The following is an 18,169-nucleotide window of genomic DNA, read 5'->3' on the forward strand; positions in this document are numbered from 1 at the left end:
TACCAGCGTACGGCCCACAGAATGATGTCACGCTGAAAATGCCGGCCTTTGAATGGGTTCATGTGCAGCTCCATCAGCAAAAGGGGATGATAAGTTTATCACCACCGACTATTTGCAACAGTGCCGGAGGGATGATGAAAACGATTGGTCTGTTAGGCGGTATGAGCTGGGAATCAACGATTCCTTACTACCGGTTGATAAATGAAGGTATTAAAGCACGCCTCGGCGGTCTGCACTCCGCCAGCCTGCTGTTGCACAGCGTCGATTTCCACGAAATTGAAGCCTGTCAGTCAAACGGCGACTGGGAACGCGCGGGCGAGATCCTCGCGCAGGCGGCCTTCGGCCTGCAGCAGGCGGGCGCCGAAGGGATCGTCCTGTGTACCAACACCATGCATAAAGTCGCGCAGGCGATAGAAACGCGCTGCGACGTGCCGTTTTTGCATATTGCCGACGCTACCGGACGAGCGATTATCGCAAAGGGCCAGCGCCGCGTTGCGCTATTAGGCACGCGCTATACCATGGAACAGGATTTTTATCGCGGCCGCCTGCAGCAGCAGTTTGCTATTGATACGCTGATTCCGGAAGCTGAAGATCGCACGCGGATTAACCAGATCATTTTTGATGAACTGTGCCTCGGCGTCTTTAACGCGCATTCACGCGACTACTATCTGCAGGTCATTGACGCTCTGGCGGAGCAGGGGGCGGAAGGGGTCATTTTTGGCTGCACCGAAATCGGCCTGCTGGTACCGGAAGAGAGCAGTCCGCTGCCGGTGTTTGATACCACAGCGATTCATGCGGCGGACGCGGTTGAGTTTATGCTTTCGTAAGTACCGCTTCGAGCGGGGTCAGGATGCGAGACATGCTGTTTTGCAAATGCAGTGCAAACGCATCGACCAGCGCGGATCCCGGGCGGTGGAGCGGGCGAACCAGGCTTACGGTAAAAGGCACTTCAACGCTAAAGCGTCGGACCACCACGCCGTTCCCGGCATAATCGAGCGCGGTGAGCGGGTTAACCACTGAAATGCCGACTCCGGCGCGCACCATAGCGCAAATGGAGGCGGCGCTGTGCGTTTCCACCACCATCCGCCGTTTCACCTGATGTTCATGAAACCGCGCATCGAGCAGCTGACGGTAGCTGTCGGTGCGCGACAGGCTAATATAGTTTTCACCATTAAAGTCTGCAGGCGTTAATGCTTGCTTAGCGGCAAGCGGATGGCCCTGCGGCAATACGCACACTTCATTCAGGGTCAACAGGGGCGTACGCTCGGTTCCGGCGGGAGTATGCAGGGTCTCCGTCAATCCCAGATCGTGGCGCTGGGCGGAAAGCCACTCCTCCAGCAGCGGCGACTCCTGCGGGACGATTTGCAGGCTGACCTCCGGGTAGCGCGTCAAAAAAGGCTCCAGCAGTAGCGGCAGGAATGATTGGGAAAATACCGGCAGACAGGCGACCGACAGTTCGCCCTGGCGGAACTCGCGCAGGCTTTCCGCAGCGCTGACGATTCTGTCCAGGCCGTACCAGGAGCGCTGCACCTCTTCAAACAGGCGTAAACCCTGAACCGTTGGCTGCAGACGGCCGCGGGCGCGGGCGAACAGCGTTAATCCCAGCACCTTTTCAAAACGCGCCAGCTCGCGGCTGACGGTCGGCTGCGAGGTATGCAGCATTCTTGCGGCCTCGGTCAGATTGCCGGTGGTCATGACGGCATGGAAGATTTCAATATGACGCAGATTAACGGCGGGCATGAGTGTTCCTTAAGTAACGCAAGCCATATCATTTTTGCATAGACTGGCAATAAAACGATATTTTTTATTCCCCACGCGCTGTGGCGTAATCGTAAAAAAACAGAGATAACGCACACACAGCACCGGAGTTCTTTATGCCACACTCGCTTTACGCCACCAATACCGACCTGAACGCAGACAATCTGCTGCGTTTGCCCGCCGAGTTCGGCTGCCCGGTTTGGGTCTACGACGCGCAAATTATCCGCCGCCAGATTGCTCAGTTGAGCAAGTTCGACGTAGTGCGTTTTGCGCAGAAGGCCTGCTCGAATATCCACATCCTTCGCCTGATGCGCGAGCAGGGCGTGAAGGTGGATTCGGTGTCGTTGGGCGAGATCGAGCGCGCGCTGGCTGCCGGATACGATCCGCATCAGCATCCGGAAGATATCGTCTTTACCGCTGATCTGATCGACGATGCAACCCTGGCGCGGGTGAAAGAACTGCAGATCCCGGTCAACGCCGGCTCAATTGATATGCTGAGCCAGCTGGGCGAAGTTTCACCGGGCCATCGCGTCTGGTTGCGGGTTAACCCGGGGTTCGGTCACGGTCATAGCCAAAAAACCAATACCGGCGGCGAAAACAGCAAGCACGGCATCTGGCACAGTCATTTAACGGCGGCGCTGGAAGTGATGCGTCGTTATCAGCTACAGCTGGTGGGAATTCATATGCATATCGGCTCCGGCGTAGACTACGGCCACCTGGAGCAGGTCTGCGGCGCGATGGTGCGTCAGGTTGTCGAATTCGGTCAGGATCTGCAGGCGATCTCCGCCGGCGGCGGGCTGTCGATCCCTTACCGCGAAGGCGAAGAGGCGATCGATACCGATCACTATTTCGGCCTGTGGAACGCGGCGCGTGAACAGGTCGCTAAACACCTGGGCCATCCGGTCGCGCTTGAGATCGAACCGGGTCGCTTCCTGGTGGCGGAATCCGGCGTGCTGGTTTCTCAGGTTCGCAGCGTAAAAGAGATGGGCAGCCGCCACTTCGTGCTGATTGACGCCGGTTTTAATGATTTGATGCGTCCGGCGATGTACGGCAGCTATCACCATATTACCGCTCTGGCCGCGGACGGCCGCGATCTGAGCGCCGCAGCGGAGATAGAAACCGTGGTGGCCGGGCCGCTGTGCGAATCGGGCGATGTCTTTACCCAGCAGGAGGGAGGGAAAGTGGAAACCCGCCTGCTGCCTGCGGTGGTGCCGGGCGATTATCTGGTGCTGCACGATACCGGCGCTTACGGCGCGTCGATGTCCTCAAACTACAATAGTCGTCCGCTACTGCCGGAAGTGCTGTTCGACAACGGTAAAGCGCGGCTGATCCGCCGCCGTCAGACTATCGAAGAGCTGCTGGCGCTCGAGCAGCTGTAAGGCGCTGCCCGATGGCGCTTTGCTTATCGGGCCCGCTAATTATGCGTAATACGGCCCGGTGGTGACCGACTCGCGCAGCACCAGTTTGCCGGTAAACGGCGGTATGGTTTCGATCGGCTGACCGTTAGCCAGCTTGATCGCCTGATCGATAGCGGTGGTGATCATGTTATCGATCGGCAGATAGACCGTCGATAGCCCCGGTTCCAGCCATTTAGCGCTCGGCGCGTCATCAAAGCCAAACAGCGAAATATCCTGCGGGATCCGCAGCCCTGCCTGGTGCAGCGCCTTCGAAGCGCCCAGCGCCATATCATCGTTACAGGAAAACAGCGCGCTAAACGGCGTTTTCTCTTCCAGCAGCTCGCAGCAGAGTTCATAGCCGCGGCTCATGGTGGAGTCGCCGTATTTCACTTTCGCCGGATCCCACTTAATGCCGTGCTTTTTCAGCGCGTTACGATAGCCTTCCAGGCGAGCTTTACCCGTCGGCGTGTGCATCGGCACGGTAATACAGGCGATATCGCGATGGCCCTGGGTTATCAGATATTCCACCGCCTGAAACGCTGCATCCTGCTGTTCGAAAAACACGCAGCGCTCTCTCGCCTGGCTTACATCACGGTTAATCACCACCAGCGGCATGTCGATGGATTCAATCAGCGACATGATTTTCTTTTCGCTCATATGGCGGGTGTAAAGCACGATAGCATCGCACTGGCGGTCGGCCAGCATCTGCACCGCCTCTTCTTCACGTTCCGGCGCATCGTGGCCGTCGGTAACGATCAGCTGTTTACCCCAGGCTTCCGTCTGGCGGGAAGCCTGCTGCAGCAGGCGGCCAAAATAGAAGCCGTCAAAGGTAGAAACCACCAGTCCGATACTGTTGCTGGTGCGGTTCGCCAGCGAGCGGGCGAGAAAATTAGGCCGATAGCCCAGCTCTTCCATCGCCTTAAAAACCTGTTGGCGGGTGCTCTCTTTCACCTGACCCGTGCCGTTCAACACGCGGGAAACCGTCGCTTTAGAGACGCCTGCGCGAATTGAGACATCCAGCATTGTAGCCATTCATCCGATTCCTGATATCACGTGGTAACCCGCAGTTTATCACAGACATTCAGGGGGATATGGCTTGATGGCGGCGCAAAAAACTATCGCGATCACGCTTTTACAGGAATTGATCGCGCGGAAAATAAAACTGTAAATGCGGTATGCCAATTTCCGCCTTTCTGGAATACCAATAAACGAGTTGGGAGCTTAATCACAGAACTTATTCTCACCAGTGGCTATTTTTTGGTATGCCAATAGGTGTTTGGCTGTACACCTGGTGCGCTAAAAGCCCTTAAAACTGAGGTATCCTCTATGGCATTGCAGGACAAATTGATCGACTCACTGGGGAGTTTCGCCACGAAATTCAACAGCTACCGCTACATCATGGCGATAAAATCCGCCTTTATTACCCTGATGCCGGTGATCATCGTTGGCGCCTTTTCGGTGCTGATCTCCAATATGGTGCTGGATCCAAAAAACGGCCTCGCCAGCTTTCAGGCGCTCTCGTTTCTGGCGGCGCTCAAACCTATTACCAGCGCGATCAACTACGCCACCCTTAACTTTCTCAATATTGGCGCGGTGTTCCTTATTGGCATTGAGCTGGGGCGGATTAACGGCATTAAGAGCCTGTTCCCCGGACTGCTGGCGGTGATCTGCTTTATCTGCGTCACGCCGACCACCGTCGAGATGATGGTCGACGGGCAAATGCATGAAGTGAAGGATGTCCTGCTGCGCCAGTTCTCCGATACCCGCAGCCTGTTCCTTGGCATGTTTATCGCTATTATGTCGGTGGAGATCTACTGCTGGCTGGAGGGCCGTAAGGGGCTGAAGATTAAGATGCCGGATACCGTGCCGCCCAACGTATCGGCATCATTTTCCGCGCTGATCCCGGCCATTATCACCACCACGGTGATTGCCACCTTTGGCTTTATTTTTCATCAGGCGACCGGCATGTATCTGTATGACGCGGTCTATCAGGTGGTGCAGCAGCCGCTGGAGCGGGTGGTGCAAAGCCTGCCGGGGATCCTGCTGCTGATGTTTGTCGCGCAGCTGTTCTGGGTTATCGGCATTCACGGTAATCAGATGATCAAACCGATCCGCGAACCGCTGCTGCTGGGAGCCATTACCGTCAATATGAGCGCCTTTGAGCAGGGCAAAGAAGTGCCGAATATCATCACCATGCCGTTCTGGGATGTCTATATGAGCATTGGCGGATCGGGACTGACGATTGGTCTGCTGATTGCGGTGATGATTGCCACTAAACGCAAAGAGATGAAAGAGATCGCCAAGCTATCGATTGGACCGGGCCTGTTCAATATCAACGAACCGGTCATTTTCGGGATGCCGATCATGCTCAATCCGATCCTCGCGATCCCCTTTATTATTACGCCGCTGGTGACCGGCAGCATCGGCTACTTCGCGACTGCCGCCGGTTTTGCCGGTAAAGCGGTGGTGATGGTGCCCTGGACCACGCCGCCGCTGATCAACGCCTGGCTGTCAACGGCGGGCTCGATGGGCGCGGTGGTGACGCAGCTTATCTGCATCCTGACCGCGGTGCTTATCTACCTGCCGTTTGTCAAAATTGCTTCCCGTCGCGCGGAAAACGCCCAGCGTCAGGCGGACAACGCGCAAGCCAGCGAAAATGCATGAGGACACCATGACGACAGTAAAGATGGCCATTCCCCGCGACTTTATCCTCGGCGCCGCCGCTTCGGCGTGGCAAACCGAGGGCTGGAGCGGCAAGCAAGAGGGTCAGGATTCCTGGCCCGATCTCTGGTACAAGAACGACCGTCACGTCTGGCATAACGGCTACGGTCCGGCTGTGGCGACGGATTTTATCAACCGCTTCCGCGAAGATGTGCAGTTGATGAAGCTGGCCGGGCTCACCCACTACCGTACGTCGATAAACTGGTCGCGCTTTCTCACCGATTATGAAAACGTCACGGTCGATGAAGCCTATGCGACGTACTACGACCAGTTGTTCGATGAACTGCTGGCCAACGGCATCGAGCCGATGATCTGCCTTGAGCACTATGAACTCCCCGGCTATCTGCTGGAGCAGTACGGCGGTTGGGCGTCAAAAAAGGTGGTTGCGCTGTTTGTGCAGTATGCAGAGAAAGTTTTCGCCCGCTATCACCGCAAGGTTACGCGCTGGTTTACTTTCAATGAGCCGATCGTCGTGCAGACCCGCGTTTACCTGGACGCGCTGCGCTGGCCCTACGAGCAGAATACCGGCACCTGGATGCAGTGGAACCACCACAAGGTGCTGGCGACGGCAAAAGTGGTCCAGCTGTTCCGCGAGAAAGGCTATCGCGGCACGGTAGGTTGCATTCTTAACCCGGAGGTAACGTACCCGCGCTCAACAGCGCCGCATGACGTGCGCGCCGCCGAGCGCTACGATCTGTTCTATAACCGGATTTTTCTCGACCCGCTGGTCCACGGCGAATACCCGCCCGAGCTGCTGGCCCTGCTCGAACAGCACGAGGTTGCATGGGATTATCGAGCGGAAGAGCTGGCGATTATCCGCGAAAACACCGTCGATGAGCTGGGGATTAACCTTTACTATCCGCATCGCGTTAAAGCGCCATCGCGCGCCTGGCACCCGCAGACGCCGTTCCATCCGGCTTACTACTATGAGCCCTTTGAACTACCGGGACGACGGATGAATCACTCCCGCGGCTGGGAAATTTATCCGCAAATCATTTTTGATATGGCGATGCGGATCAAACGGGACTATCGCAATATTCCGTGGTTCGTGGCGGAAAGCGGCATGGGTGTGGAAAACGAAGGGCAGTTTCGCAATAGCGAAGGCACTATCGCCGACGACTACCGGATCCGTTTTATCAGCGAGCATCTTTGGCAGACGCTGCGCGCGCGGGAAGCGGGAGCCAACTGCCAGGGTTACATGCTATGGGCATTTACCGATAACGTTTCGCCAATGAACGCCTTTAAAAACCGCTACGGGCTGATTGAAATCGATCTGCAAAATAATCGTGCCCGGCGGCCCAAGGCGTCCGCCAGCTGGTTCCGTAAGCTTGGCGAGAGTCGCGAATTGACGCTGGATATTGATGATGAGTGGCGCTAGCCGGGCTGAAATTTTGCTAAGATAGCGGCCGATATTGACTCGCAGGCTCATAACGCACAGGTGATATTGTGGAGAAGGCTATCATTCCGCCGGAAAAGAAACCCTACCAGGAAATAGGTGATGATTTACGCGCACAGATTGCGCAGGGGCGCTATCCTATCGGGTCGCGCCTGCCGCCGGAACGCAATATCGCCGAGACCTACGGCGTGAGCCGTACCATCGTCCGTGAAGCGCTGTTGATGCTGGAGCTGCAGGGGACGGTTGATATCCGCCAGGGCTCAGGGGTGTATGTGATGCGCATCCCGCACGAGGACGATAGTGAGGAAGAACAGATGCTGAGCAGCGACGTCGGGCCCTTCGAAATCCTGCAGGCCCGCCAGCTGCTGGAGAGCAACATCGCCGCCTTTGCCGCCAAAATGGCCACCCGCGCCGATATCGATAACCTGAAGCGCATTATCGAGCAGGAGCAGCGGGCCATTGCCGCTAACGATACCAGCCAGGACAACGCCCGGCTGTTTCACCTGGTGCTGGCCGGCGCGACGCAAAATCAGATGCTGCTGGCGACGGTCGAGCGCATCTGGCTGCAGATGGACAGCAGCCCGCTGTGGCAGCAGTTCAACGTGCATATTGCCAGCCGGGCGTATCGCCTGAAGTGGCTCGGCGATCGGCAAACGCTTCTCGCCGCCCTGCGTCGTCGCGATGTGATGGGGGCCTGGCAGGCTATGTGGCAGCATCTCGAAAACGTTAAAAACAGTCTGCTGGAGCTGTCCGATGAAGACGCGCCGGACTTTGATGGCTACCTCTTTGAATCGGTGCCTATTTTTCAGGGGAAGCTGGTGTGATGATCCAACCCCTCTACGCCGCGCCGCAGCACGCTTCACGCGTGACGGAATGGCTATGGCGGGCTTTTGGCGGTGAAACGCTGCCGCAGGCGTTCTTCGCCAGTATTGTCGGGCATAGCCAGACGCCGGGGGCGCTGCCTATGACCTTTATTGCCGCTGAGGGGGAGACGCTGTTAGGCACCGTCGGCCTGTGGCGCTGCGATTTAATCAGCCGTCAGGACCTTTATCCATGGATGGCGGCGCTCTACGTGGCTCCTGAAGCGCGCGGGCAGGGGCTGGCCGGGAAACTACAGCAGCACGTTATCGACTATGCCCGAAAGCAGGGCTATGGCGAGCTGTTTCTCTACTCCGCCTGCCGCGATTTTTATGAACGTTTCGGCTGGCAGTACATCGGCGAAGGCCTGGATTATCCGGCCGCCGCCGTCAGTTTATACCGCTACGATTTGTCGCTATCGAGAGGCGCAATCACCGAGTGACGGCGGACCAGCGTAGGGCTGAAAAGATGCGTTATCTCCGGCGGAGGCCGATGTTCCGCCAGCGCTAATGCCAGCTCAGCGGCCTGAGTCGCCATGGTGATAATCGGATAGCGCACGGTAGTCAGCCGCGGCCGCACGTAGCGTGAAATCAGCACGTCATCAAAACCAATCAGCGAAATCTCGCGCGGCACATCAATCCCGTTATCGTTCAGGACGCCCATCGCGCCGGCGGCCATTGAGTCGTTATAGCAGGCGACGGCGGTAAAATTTCTGCCGCGGCCCAGCAGCTCGGTCATAGCCAGTTCGCCGCCGCTCTCATCGGGTTCGGCAAAGGTCACCAGCCGATCGTTGCACGGCAGGTTGCTCTCTTTTAACGCCGAATAGTAGCCCTGCAGCCGATCTTCGGCATCGGAAATGGCGTGGTTTGAGCAGAGATAGCCGATACGGGTGTGCCCCTGCTGAATCAGGTGGCGGGTAGCGAGCCACGCGCCGTAGCGGTCATCCAGCGCCACGCAGCGCTGCTCGAAGCCGGGCAGGATGCGGTTAATCAGCACCATGCCGGGGATTTGCTTCATCAGCGAGGCCAGCTCGTCGTCGGGGATAATTTTGGCATGAACCACCAGCGCAGCGCAGCGGTGGCGGATCAGCTGTTCAATCGCCTGACGCTCTTTGTGAAGGCTGTGATAGCCGTTGCCGATCAGCAAAAAATTGCCGGTATTGTAGGCAACCTGCTCGACGGCTTTGACCATCGCGCCGAAGAAGGGGTCGGAGACATCACCCACCACCAGGCCGACGGTTTCTGTTGACTGCTGCGCCAGCGCGCGGGCGTTGGCGTTGGGGTGATAATTTAGCGTTTCCATCGCCGCGCCTACTGACTGGCGCGAGGCTTCACTGGCTTTCGGTGAATTGTTAATCACGCGGGAGACGGTAGCGACAGAAACGCCTGCGAGTCGGGCTACATCCTTAATGGTCGCCATACCAGACCTTTTTTAGGGTAAGCGTTTACATACCGGTTATGGTACGGGAAAGCGCGGCAGATTCAAGGCCTGGTCGTTTCAGGTTAATGCAATTGTGACGCAGAGTAGCGTTGCCGGTGAAATAGTTACCCACAGGGGAACGGAGAATGATACCGGGAAACGATAATTCACACCTTTGCTTACACTTTGCGATTAGCTGTTGCGAATGTTCGCTGGTTAACCCATTCAGTGCATTGATACTCTGGCTATCCCAGAGGTATTGATAGGTGGAGTCGACTTCAGGTTGACCACTCTAATTACACCAGCCTGCGCAGATGCGCAGGTTTTTTTTTGCCTGCCGCTGCCGTTGTTACAGTTAGCGAAAATAGCAATAACTGGTTGCACTTAGGCTTATTCCCTTGCGTTTTATGGCTGGCACCGGCGGAGGAAAAAACGAGACAATCAGGATCCCAGAGGTATTGATTGGTGAGTTTTTTACGTACGCTCTTCGTACTGATTATCTTGCACCGACCTGCGCGGATGCGCAGGTTTTTTTTGTCCTGAATTCCGCTCCCCACACTGCATTTCCCGCCGCTTCTCGTGTAACCTGCTTTGACTGATTAACCGGTCAAACGGAGTTGTTATGCTTTTGGGATTTTTTAGACTGCTATTCAAAGGATTGTATCGGGTAAGGCTTACCGGTGACACGCAGGCGCTGTACCAGCAAAAGGTACTGATCACCCCAAACCATGTCTCTTTTATTGACGGCGTTCTGCTGGCGCTTTTCCTGCCGGTGCGCCCGGTCTTTGCGGTCTATTCCTCGATTAGCGAGCGCTGGTTTATGCGCGCGCTAAAGCCGCTGATTGATTTTGTCCCGCTGGATCCCACCAAACCGATGTCGATAAAGCATCTGGTACGCCTCATTGAGCAGGGGCGCCCGGTGGTGATTTTTCCGGAAGGGCGCATTTCGGTGAGCGGTTCGCTGATGAAGATTTACGACGGCGCGGCTTTTGTGGCGGCGAAGTCGCAGGCAACCATAGTGCCGTTGAGAATCGAAGGCGCCGAATTAACCCATTTTAGCCGTCTGAAGGGGCTGGTCAGACGCCGCCTGTTCCCGCGCATTCAGCTGCACCTGCTGCCGCCGACTCATTTGCCGATGCCCGAGGCGCCGCGCGCCCGCGACCGGCGAAAAATTGCCGGTGAGATGCTGCATCAGATCATGATGGAGGCGCGGATGGCGGTGCGCCCGCGCGAAACGCTGTACGAGTCGCTGCTGGCGGCCCAGGACCGCTTCGGCGCGCGTAAAAACTGCGTGGAAGATATCAACTTTCAGCCGGACACCTACCGCAAGCTGCTGACCAAAACCCTGTTCGTGGCGCGTATTCTGGAAAAATACAGCGCTCAGGGCGAAAAAATCGGCCTGATGCTGCCGAATGCGGGAATTAGCGCGGCGGTGATTTTCGGCGCGATCGCCCGTGGACGGATCCCGGCGATGATGAACTATACCGCCGGAGTGAAAGGCCTGAGCAGCGCCATTACCGCGGCGGAAATCAAAACCATCTTTACCTCACGCACCTTTCTCGATAAAGGCAAGCTCTGGCACCTGCCCGAGCAGTTGACTCAGGTGCGCTGGGTGTTTCTCGAAGATTTAAAAGGCGACGTTACCGCCGCCGATAAGCTGTGGATTTTTGGCCATCTGCTGATGCCGAAGCTGGCGCAGGTGAAGCAGGAGCCGGAAGATGCGGCGATGATCCTGTTTACCTCCGGCTCGGAAGGCAATCCGAAAGGAGTGGTACATAGCCACAAGAGCCTGCTGGCCAACGTCGAACAGATTAAAACAATTGCCGACTTTACCGCTAACGACCGCTTTATGTCGGCGCTGCCGCTGTTCCACTCCTTTGGCCTGACGGTCGGCCTGCTGACCCCGCTGTTTACCGGCGCGGAAGTCTTCCTCTATCCCAGCCCGTTACACTACCGCGTGGTGCCGGAACTGGTATATGACCGTAACTGTACCGTGCTGTTCGGCACCTCCACCTTCCTCGGCAACTACGCCCGCTTTGCGAATCCCTATGATTTCTATCGCCTGCGTTACGTTGTCGCCGGCGCAGAGAAGCTGCAGGAGAGCACGAAGCAGATCTGGCAGGACAAGTTTGGTCTGCGCATTCTTGAAGGCTACGGCGTCACCGAATGCGCGCCGGTGGTGTCGATTAACGTGCCGATGGCGACAAAAGTGGGCACCGTTGGCCGAATTCTGCCTGGAATGGATGCGCGTTTGTTGGCGATGCCCGGAATTGAAGAGGGAGGCCGGCTGCAGCTTAAAGGGCCGAACATCATGAACGGCTATCTGTGGGTGGAAAATCCGGGCGTACTGGAAGCGCCCGCGGCGGAGAATCAGCACGGAGAAGTGGAAAACGGCTGGTACGACACCGGAGATATCGTCAGCTTTGACGAGCAGGGCTACGTGCGGATACAGGGCCGCGCGAAGCGCTTTGCCAAAATCGCCGGCGAGATGGTGTCGCTGGAGATGGTCGAGCAGGTGGCGCTGGCGGTTTCGCCGGACAAAATGCACGCCACGGCGATTAAACAGGACGCCAGCAAAGGCGAGGCGCTGGTGCTGTTTACCACCGATAATGAACTGAATCGTGAAAAACTGCTGCGCTATGCCCGCGAACACGGCGTACCGGAGCTGGCGGTACCGCGCGACATTCGCTGGCTGAAACAGCTCCCGGTATTGGGCAGCGGCAAGCCGGACTTTGTCACTCTTAAAAGTATGGTTGATCGGACGGAAGATTCGGATGAGTGAGTCAGTACACACTAACAATTCGCTGTACTCGAAAGGAATGATAGCGGTTATCTGCGCCCAGTTTCTCTCAGCATTCGGCGACAACGCGCTGCTGTTCGCTACCCTGGCGCTGATGAAGCAGCTGTCCTACCCGGAGTGGAGCCAGCCGGTATTACAGATGTTGTTTGTGGGCGCTTACATTCTTTTTGCGCCGTTTGTCGGGCAATTTGCCGATAGCTTCGCTAAGGGACGAGTGATGATGGTAGCCAACGGCCTGAAGCTTATCGGCGCGGGCTGCATCTGCTTCGGCGTGAATCCGTTTCTCGGCTATACCCTGGTCGGTATCGGCGCCGCCGCTTATTCTCCGGCTAAATACGGCATCCTTGGCGAGCTGACCACCGGCGATAAGTTAGTGAAAGCGAATGGCCTGATGGAGTCATCCACCATTGCGGCGATCCTGCTCGGCTCGATGGCGGGCGGTATTCTCGCCGACTGGCACGTTGTGGCGGCGCTCAGCGTCTGCGCGGTGGTGTACGCCGGGGCGGTCGTTGCCAACCTGTGGATCCCGAAGTTGCCCGCGGCGCGTCCGGGGCAATCCTGGCGCTTCAGGCCGATGACCCACAGCTTTTTCAGCGCCTGTACGACCCTATGGCGCAACGGCGAAACCCGCTTTTCATTAGTCGGCACCAGCTTGTTCTGGGGAGCGGGCGTGACGCTGCGCTTTCTGCTGGTGCTGTGGGTCCCGGTAGCGCTGGGCATTACCAGCAACGCGATGCCGACCTACCTTAACGCGATGGTGGCGGTGGGGATCGTGCTGGGAGCTGGCGCGGCGGCGAAGCTGGTGACGTTGGAAACGGTGTCGCGCTGTATGCCTGCCGGGATATTAATTGGCGTGGCGGTCATCTTTTTCGCCATTCAGCAGGCGCTGCTGCCGGCGTTTGCTCTGCTGCTGCTGCTCGGCGCGTTTGGCGGCTTCTTTATCGTGCCGCTCAATGCGCTGCTCCAGGAGCGCGGCAAGCATACGGTCGGCGCGGGCAACGCTATCGCGGTGCAGAACCTGGGCGAAAACGTGGCGATGCTGCTGATGCTGGGGCTCTATTCGCTGGCGGTGAGCATCGGCATTCCGGTGGTCGGCGTGGGGATGGGTTTTGGCGTAGTGTTCGCGCTGGCAATTACCGCCCTGTGGATCTGGGGACGGCGCAAATAACATCCCCGGCTCGCGCTGCGCTTAGCCAGGCTACCGTTCCGCCTATGCGGTGACGCTGTAGCCCGGATAAGGCGTCAGCCGCAATCCGGGAGCTTTTAGAACTTGTATCCCGAAAAGATGCTTAGCATTGCCTCCGGGAAAGAGGCCTGCATGGTTGCGCCATTTTGTCGCCCGGACAAGGCGTTCACGCCGCGACCGGGACTTTACGCTCTTACGGCGCCGGGTAGGTATAAACCTGATGCACCGCTTCAATCTCCGCTAACACCTCTGCGCTCAGCTCCAGATGGAGGCTTTCGACGTTGGTTTTCAGCTGTTCCATGGTCGTCGCGCCCAGCAGGGTACTGGCGACAAACGGCTGACGACGCACGAAGGCCAGCGCCATTTGTGCCGGGTCAAGGTTATGCCGCTTCGCGATATCGACATAGGCCGCCACCGCTTTTTGCGTTTGCTCGCCGCTATAGCGCGTAAAACGGCTGAACAGCGTATTGCGCGCGCCGGCCGGTTTTGCGCCATTGAGGTACTTCCCGGTCAGCGTACCGAACGCGAGGCAGGAATAGGCCAGCAGTTCAACGCCTTCATACTGGCTAACTTCCGCCAGGCCCACTTCATAGCTGCGGTTCACCAGGCTGTACGGGTTCTGGATCGTCACAATGCGCGGCAGGTCGTGTTTATCCGCAAGATGAAGGTAACGCATGACGCCAAATGCTGTTTCGTTGGAAACGCCGATATAGCGAATTTTGCCGGCACGCTGGAATTCAGCCAGAGCATCCAGCGTATCCAGGAGAGTGACGACCGGCGCGGAATCGGCCCAGGTGTAGCCCAGTTTGCCGAAACAGTTGGTTGGGCGCTGCGGCCAGTGTACCTGATAGAGATCGAGATAATCGGTCTGCAGGCGCTTCAGGCTGTCGTGAAGCGCCTCGCGGATATTTTTACGATCCAGTTTGTGGTCAGGACGGATGCTGCTGTCGTTATTGCGGGCAGGGCCGCTGACTTTAGAGGCGATAACCAGCTTCTCGCGGTTACCGCGCTTCGCCAGCCAGTTGCCGACGTAGGTTTCCGTCAGACCCTGGGTTTCCGGGCGCGGCGGGACGGGATACATTTCAGCGACATCGATCAGGTTTATGCCCTGGCTCACGGCGTAATCGAGCTGCTCATGGGCGTCTGCCTCGCTATTCTGCTCACCAAACGTCATTGTGCCCAGCCCCAGCGTGCTGATTTCAAGAGAACTGTGTGGGATACGGTGATACTGCATAGCCGGCTTCCTTTTTTTATCAACAAGGTCAGGCGTTCCCCGACAAAGGAATATAAAAATGGCAGAGGGGAAGAAAAAGGGGAAGTAAAAAAATCAAAAAAGCCGGGCTGGCGGAATCAGGCCTGACGAATCCTCACGGACAGATCAGGTGTATCCCGACTTTTATTTTAATGCTGAAGAATATTGAAACCTGCTCAGGCGAGCGATAAAGGAGCCATCGCTGCGTAGCGGCGAGTCTTAACGTTTAATAATCTGCGAAACGTCATCACGATTGATCTGCATTTTATTACCCTGCTGATCTTCGTAGCTGATAAGGCCGGTATCGTCGTCTATAGCGGGTTTGCCGTCAGTCAGAATCATGCGACCATCTTTGGTTGCCATGACGTAATCGCTGCTGCAACCTGAAACCGAGAACGCCAGTCCTACGGCGGAAATCAATACTGCCCATTTTTTCATCGTTATCACCCCTATTATAGCCGCACCTCGTACCAGTATATTAATAGCCTGATTTGTGAGACATAAAAAGCAGTTAAGTCTTAAAAAAAGATTGCAGCCCGTTTCAGGGCTGCATTTTAGCGCTCTACAGCGGATTTTTTTTATTTCGCAGCAGGTTGAGGCTCTCAACCGCAATCGAGAAGAACATGGCGAAATAGATGTAACCTTTCGGCACGTGCACGTCGAAACTTTCGAGCATCAGCGTAAAGCCGACAAGGATCAAAAACGACAGCGCGAGCATTTTTACCGAAGGGTGGCGATCGACAAAATCGCCTATCGAGCGGGCGGCAACCATCATCACCAGCACCGCGATAACTACTGCCGCCATCATTATAAACAGATGATCCGACAGCCCAACGGCGGTAATGACCGAATCGAGGCTGAAAATAATATCCAGCAGCATAATCTGCACGATAGCGCCCATAAATGAATGGACGTTGGTTTTCAGCCCTTCTTCTTCGCCTTCGATGGATTCGTGGATCTCTTTACTCGCTTTCCAGATCAGAAACAGCCCGCCGAGCAGCAGGATCAGATCGCGAAAAGAGATCTCCTGACCTAATACGGTAAAGAGAGGGTTAGTGAGCTTGACGACCCATGCGATTGACGCCAGCAGCGCCAGACGCATGATCATCGCGCCCATCAGCCCAATGCGGCGGGCATGTGCCCGTTGCGCCGTGGGCAGCTTAGCGACCACCAGAGAGAGGAAAATAATATTATCGATCCCGAGCACTATCTCCAGCAGCGTCAGCGTACCAAGCGCCAGCCAGGCGTTAGGATCGGTTACCCATGCAAATAACATCGTTCAAAGTCCTGCAAAATAGAAAGAAGCAATTATATGCAACCGTCATGGCAGAACAAAAAATTAATCATCATCCAGGCCGTTCAGCTTTGGTTTCCCTTATTGTTAGCCGATTGCGCTGACCCAGGTCGCGTAAGGTTTCTACGCTTCGGCAGGCGTTTAATGACCGCCGTGAAGCAAGCCGATTTATTTAGGGTAAAGAAGAAAATGGCGGGCGAGCAGGGCGGCGGTAAAATTTTTCTTCAGATAGAAACCGCGCGGTAAGGTGAGGATCGGTTCGCCGCGGGCGCCTACGGCCTCGGTCAGCGCTTTGCTGTTGGCCGCTTTCGGGCGCAGCTGCAGAACTTCGCCGTGGCGAGCGGTGATACGTTCGACCTGGCCAAGGACGATCAGGTCCATCAGCTCTTCCCAATCCATACGTAGCTGTCGCTCTTCTTCTTCGCTGGGGCTCCACAGCAGCGGAGCGCCAACGCGGCGGTCGGCTAAAGGGATCGCGCGATCGCCCTCTACCGGTACCCACAGCACGCGCTTAAGCTTGTGACGAACGTGGCTGCTCTCCCAGGTAACGCCGCTGTTGCCGGTTAGCGGCGCGACGCAGACGAAGGTAGTTTCCAGCGGCCGGCCAAAAGCATCGATGGGAATCGTTTTCAGCTCAACGCCGAGGGCGGCGAAATCCTGCTCCGGCTTGCTGCCTGCGCTCGCCCCCAGCCATATTTCCAGCAGAATACCGATCCAGCCTTTATCACGTTTTAAATCGCGCGGAATGGGAATTCCGGCAAGCATCGCCAGCTCTCCCAGCGAATAGCCTGCCAGCTGCTGCGCCTGGGCCAGCAGTTGCGCCTGGCTTTGCGGGGGGGATAACAGCGGCGCGATGGTCGACATAACGTAAAACCTCTGGCTAAAAAATGAGCGGTAATTTCATCCGTTGTGGATAGAGTTTACCTTTTCTTGGGTAAGTATGACAATTTGATGATTCATATAGCTTTTTTTGCGATTTTTTGCCGCGATGAAATTTGTAAAACCGGGTTTTCCAGAACTGGTCACCGACAATGAACAGGATCTTACACCATGTTATCCACAGAAAAATGGGATAACTGGGGAAAAGCCCCACTACTGTTTCCATTTACAGCCTTGACGTGAGAGGAAAATCGAGTTTTTAGACAAAATATGCCCAGAGCGCTTGCGTAATCTGTGGATAAAACCAACATTGCTCGATCTTTCATCAGTTCCAGGATCGCTTATGTGATGATCGTCACGTTATGCAGTGGATTATGAAATTTTACCATGCTAACTTAATGAAAATTAGGTCATTATTATCGAGGGTTATGACTACGCCGTTCGGATGATTCCGGGTTTTCCCTGGTTAATTCCGTACTTCTTCACAACTCTATCCACAGAAAAAGTGAATAAAATCGTCCGGGTACGGCTTTCGCTGTTTATAACTCCGGGTATTACTGTGAGTTATTCAAATGTTATTCGATCTCATCGCCCTCACAGAGTGGTTTACCGTTTCCAGCGAGTGTGAAACAATCATTCACATTGAAGCTTATTTTGAGGTAGTCCGGTGATTGATGACGATGGCTACCGCCCAAATGTCGGTATTGTAATCTGTAATCGCCAGGGCCAGGTTATGTGGGCCAGGCGCTATGGTCAGCACTCGTGGCAGTTCCCGCAAGGGGGCATAAATCCAGGAGAATCAGCAGAGCAGGCGATGTATCGGGAATTGTTCGAAGAAGTCGGGCTTAGCCGCAAAGATGTGCGGATCCTCGCTTCAACCCGTAACTGGTTGCGTTACAAATTGCCTAAACGTTTGGTGCGTTGGGACACAAAGCCGGTATGTATCGGCCAGAAACAGAAGTGGTTTCTCCTGCAATTGATAGGCAGTGATGCAGATGTCAATATGCAAACCAGCAGTACACCTGAGTTTGATGGCTGGCGATGGGTAAGCTACTGGTACCCGGTGCGTCAGGTGGTGTCGTTTAAGCGCGACGTATACCGCAGGGTGATGAAAGAGTTTGCCAGCGTCACAATGGCGCTGGCGGAAAACACGCCTAAGCCGCAAAGCGCGCCTGCATATCGACGTAAAAGAGGTTAAGCCACGCACAT

The 18,169-nt window shown here is 56.1% G+C and carries 17 protein-coding genes and 1 pseudogene; 9 read left to right on the top strand and 9 right to left on the bottom strand.

The window, feature by feature from the left end; genetic code table 11:
• A partial coding sequence (locus ACSIPU_RS26400) for a hypothetical protein (RefSeq protein ID WP_001549973.1) occupies positions 1-62 on the bottom strand: 62 nt, incomplete at its 3' end.
• A 72-nt stretch (positions 63-134) separates the two neighbouring features.
• On the opposite strand from ACSIPU_RS26400, the gene ACSIPU_RS26405 reads away from it, so the two are divergent.
• Positions 135-827 (top strand): aspartate/glutamate racemase, encoded by a 693-nt coding sequence (locus ACSIPU_RS26405; protein WP_004105281.1) that lies wholly within the window; start codon positions 135-137, stop codon positions 825-827.
• On the opposite strand, the gene ACSIPU_RS26410 is transcribed toward ACSIPU_RS26405, so the two are convergent.
• Entirely contained in the window at positions 814-1,740 is a 927-nt protein-coding gene (locus ACSIPU_RS26410; RefSeq protein WP_004105279.1) for a LysR family transcriptional regulator, read from the bottom strand. The genes ACSIPU_RS26405 and ACSIPU_RS26410 overlap by 14 nt on opposite strands.
• Positions 1,741-1,874: 134 nt before the next feature.
• On the opposite strand from ACSIPU_RS26410, the gene lysA reads away from it, so the two are divergent.
• On the top strand, positions 1,875-3,137 hold the full coding sequence (lysA, locus tag ACSIPU_RS26415) for a diaminopimelate decarboxylase (RefSeq protein WP_023321566.1): 1,263 nt from the start codon (positions 1,875-1,877) through the stop codon (positions 3,135-3,137).
• A 39-nt stretch (positions 3,138-3,176) separates the two neighbouring features.
• On the opposite strand, the gene ACSIPU_RS26420 is transcribed toward lysA, so the two are convergent.
• Entirely contained in the window at positions 3,177-4,178 is a 1,002-nt protein-coding gene (locus tag ACSIPU_RS26420) for a LacI family DNA-binding transcriptional regulator (protein ID WP_162098332.1), read from the bottom strand.
• A gap of 303 nt (positions 4,179-4,481) precedes the next feature.
• Between ACSIPU_RS26420 and ACSIPU_RS26425 the strand changes: the two genes are divergently transcribed.
• The 4 genes from ACSIPU_RS26425 (at position 4,482) to ACSIPU_RS26440 (ending at position 8,572) form a co-directional block, all read left to right on the top strand.
• The gene (locus ACSIPU_RS26425; RefSeq protein WP_004105273.1) at positions 4,482-5,819 is read left to right on the top strand and encodes a PTS sugar transporter subunit IIC; all 1,338 of its coding nucleotides are present in this window, start codon (positions 4,482-4,484) and stop codon (positions 5,817-5,819) included.
• Positions 5,820-5,826: 7 nt separating this feature from the next.
• Entirely contained in the window at positions 5,827-7,254 is a 1,428-nt protein-coding gene (locus ACSIPU_RS26430) for a glycoside hydrolase family 1 protein (RefSeq protein ID WP_004105271.1), read from the top strand.
• A 68-nt stretch (positions 7,255-7,322) separates the two neighbouring features.
• Complete coding sequence (locus tag ACSIPU_RS26435; RefSeq protein WP_004105268.1) at positions 7,323-8,096, top strand: GntR family transcriptional regulator; 774 nt, start codon at positions 7,323-7,325, stop codon at positions 8,094-8,096.
• A complete protein-coding gene (locus ACSIPU_RS26440) occupies positions 8,093-8,572 on the top strand; it encodes a GNAT family N-acetyltransferase (protein ID WP_016809909.1) in 480 nt (159 codons plus the stop codon). Before ACSIPU_RS26435 ends, ACSIPU_RS26440 begins: the two co-directional genes overlap by 4 nt.
• Here ACSIPU_RS26440 and galR read toward each other — a convergent pair.
• Entirely contained in the window at positions 8,533-9,549 is a 1,017-nt protein-coding gene (gene galR, locus ACSIPU_RS26445) for an HTH-type transcriptional regulator GalR (RefSeq protein ID WP_004105264.1), read from the bottom strand. The genes ACSIPU_RS26440 and galR overlap by 40 nt on opposite strands.
• Before the next feature lie 622 nt (positions 9,550-10,171).
• Between galR and aas the strand changes: the two genes are divergently transcribed.
• Both aas and lplT read left to right on the top strand, forming a co-directional pair.
• Positions 10,172-12,331, top strand: coding sequence for a bifunctional acyl-ACP--phospholipid O-acyltransferase/long-chain-fatty-acid--ACP ligase (gene aas / locus ACSIPU_RS26450; protein ID WP_004105262.1), 2,160 nt, complete (start codon positions 10,172-10,174; stop codon positions 12,329-12,331).
• Positions 12,324-13,517, top strand: a complete 1,194-nt coding sequence (gene lplT, locus ACSIPU_RS26455) for a lysophospholipid transporter LplT (RefSeq protein ID WP_004105260.1) — start codon at positions 12,324-12,326, stop codon at positions 13,515-13,517. Before aas ends, lplT begins: the two co-directional genes overlap by 8 nt.
• A gap of 211 nt (positions 13,518-13,728) precedes the next feature.
• Here the strand turns inward: lplT and ACSIPU_RS26460 are convergent, their stop codons facing one another.
• From ACSIPU_RS26460 to ACSIPU_RS26480, 5 genes and pseudogenes are all read right to left on the bottom strand, one after another.
• Positions 13,729-14,769, bottom strand: a complete 1,041-nt coding sequence (locus ACSIPU_RS26460) for an NADP(H)-dependent aldo-keto reductase (protein ID WP_004105257.1) — start codon at positions 14,767-14,769, stop codon at positions 13,729-13,731.
• A 237-nt stretch (positions 14,770-15,006) separates the two neighbouring features.
• The gene (locus ACSIPU_RS26465) at positions 15,007-15,225 is read right to left on the bottom strand and encodes a YgdI/YgdR family lipoprotein (protein ID WP_004105255.1); all 219 of its coding nucleotides are present in this window, start codon (positions 15,223-15,225) and stop codon (positions 15,007-15,009) included.
• A 124-nt stretch (positions 15,226-15,349) separates the two neighbouring features.
• Complete coding sequence (locus tag ACSIPU_RS26470; RefSeq protein WP_004105253.1) at positions 15,350-16,063, bottom strand: TerC family protein; 714 nt, start codon at positions 16,061-16,063, stop codon at positions 15,350-15,352.
• Positions 16,064-16,249: 186 nt separating this feature from the next.
• Positions 16,250-16,945, bottom strand: coding sequence for a DNA mismatch repair endonuclease MutH (mutH, locus tag ACSIPU_RS26475; RefSeq protein ID WP_004105252.1), 696 nt, complete (start codon positions 16,943-16,945; stop codon positions 16,250-16,252).
• Positions 16,946-17,033: 88 nt separating this feature from the next.
• A pseudogene (locus ACSIPU_RS26480) lies at positions 17,034-17,174 on the bottom strand (hypothetical protein); the annotation flags it as partial.
• A 453-nt stretch (positions 17,175-17,627) separates the two neighbouring features.
• Between ACSIPU_RS26480 and rppH the strand changes: the two are divergent.
• Positions 17,628-18,158, top strand: coding sequence for an RNA pyrophosphohydrolase (rppH, locus tag ACSIPU_RS26485; protein WP_004105248.1), 531 nt, complete (start codon positions 17,628-17,630; stop codon positions 18,156-18,158).
• Positions 18,159-18,169: the final 11 nt, after the last annotated feature.

It is taken from the genome of Klebsiella sp. HN106, assembly GCF_051209435.1.
GTDB lineage: Bacteria > Pseudomonadota > Gammaproteobacteria > Enterobacterales > Enterobacteriaceae > Klebsiella > Klebsiella oxytoca.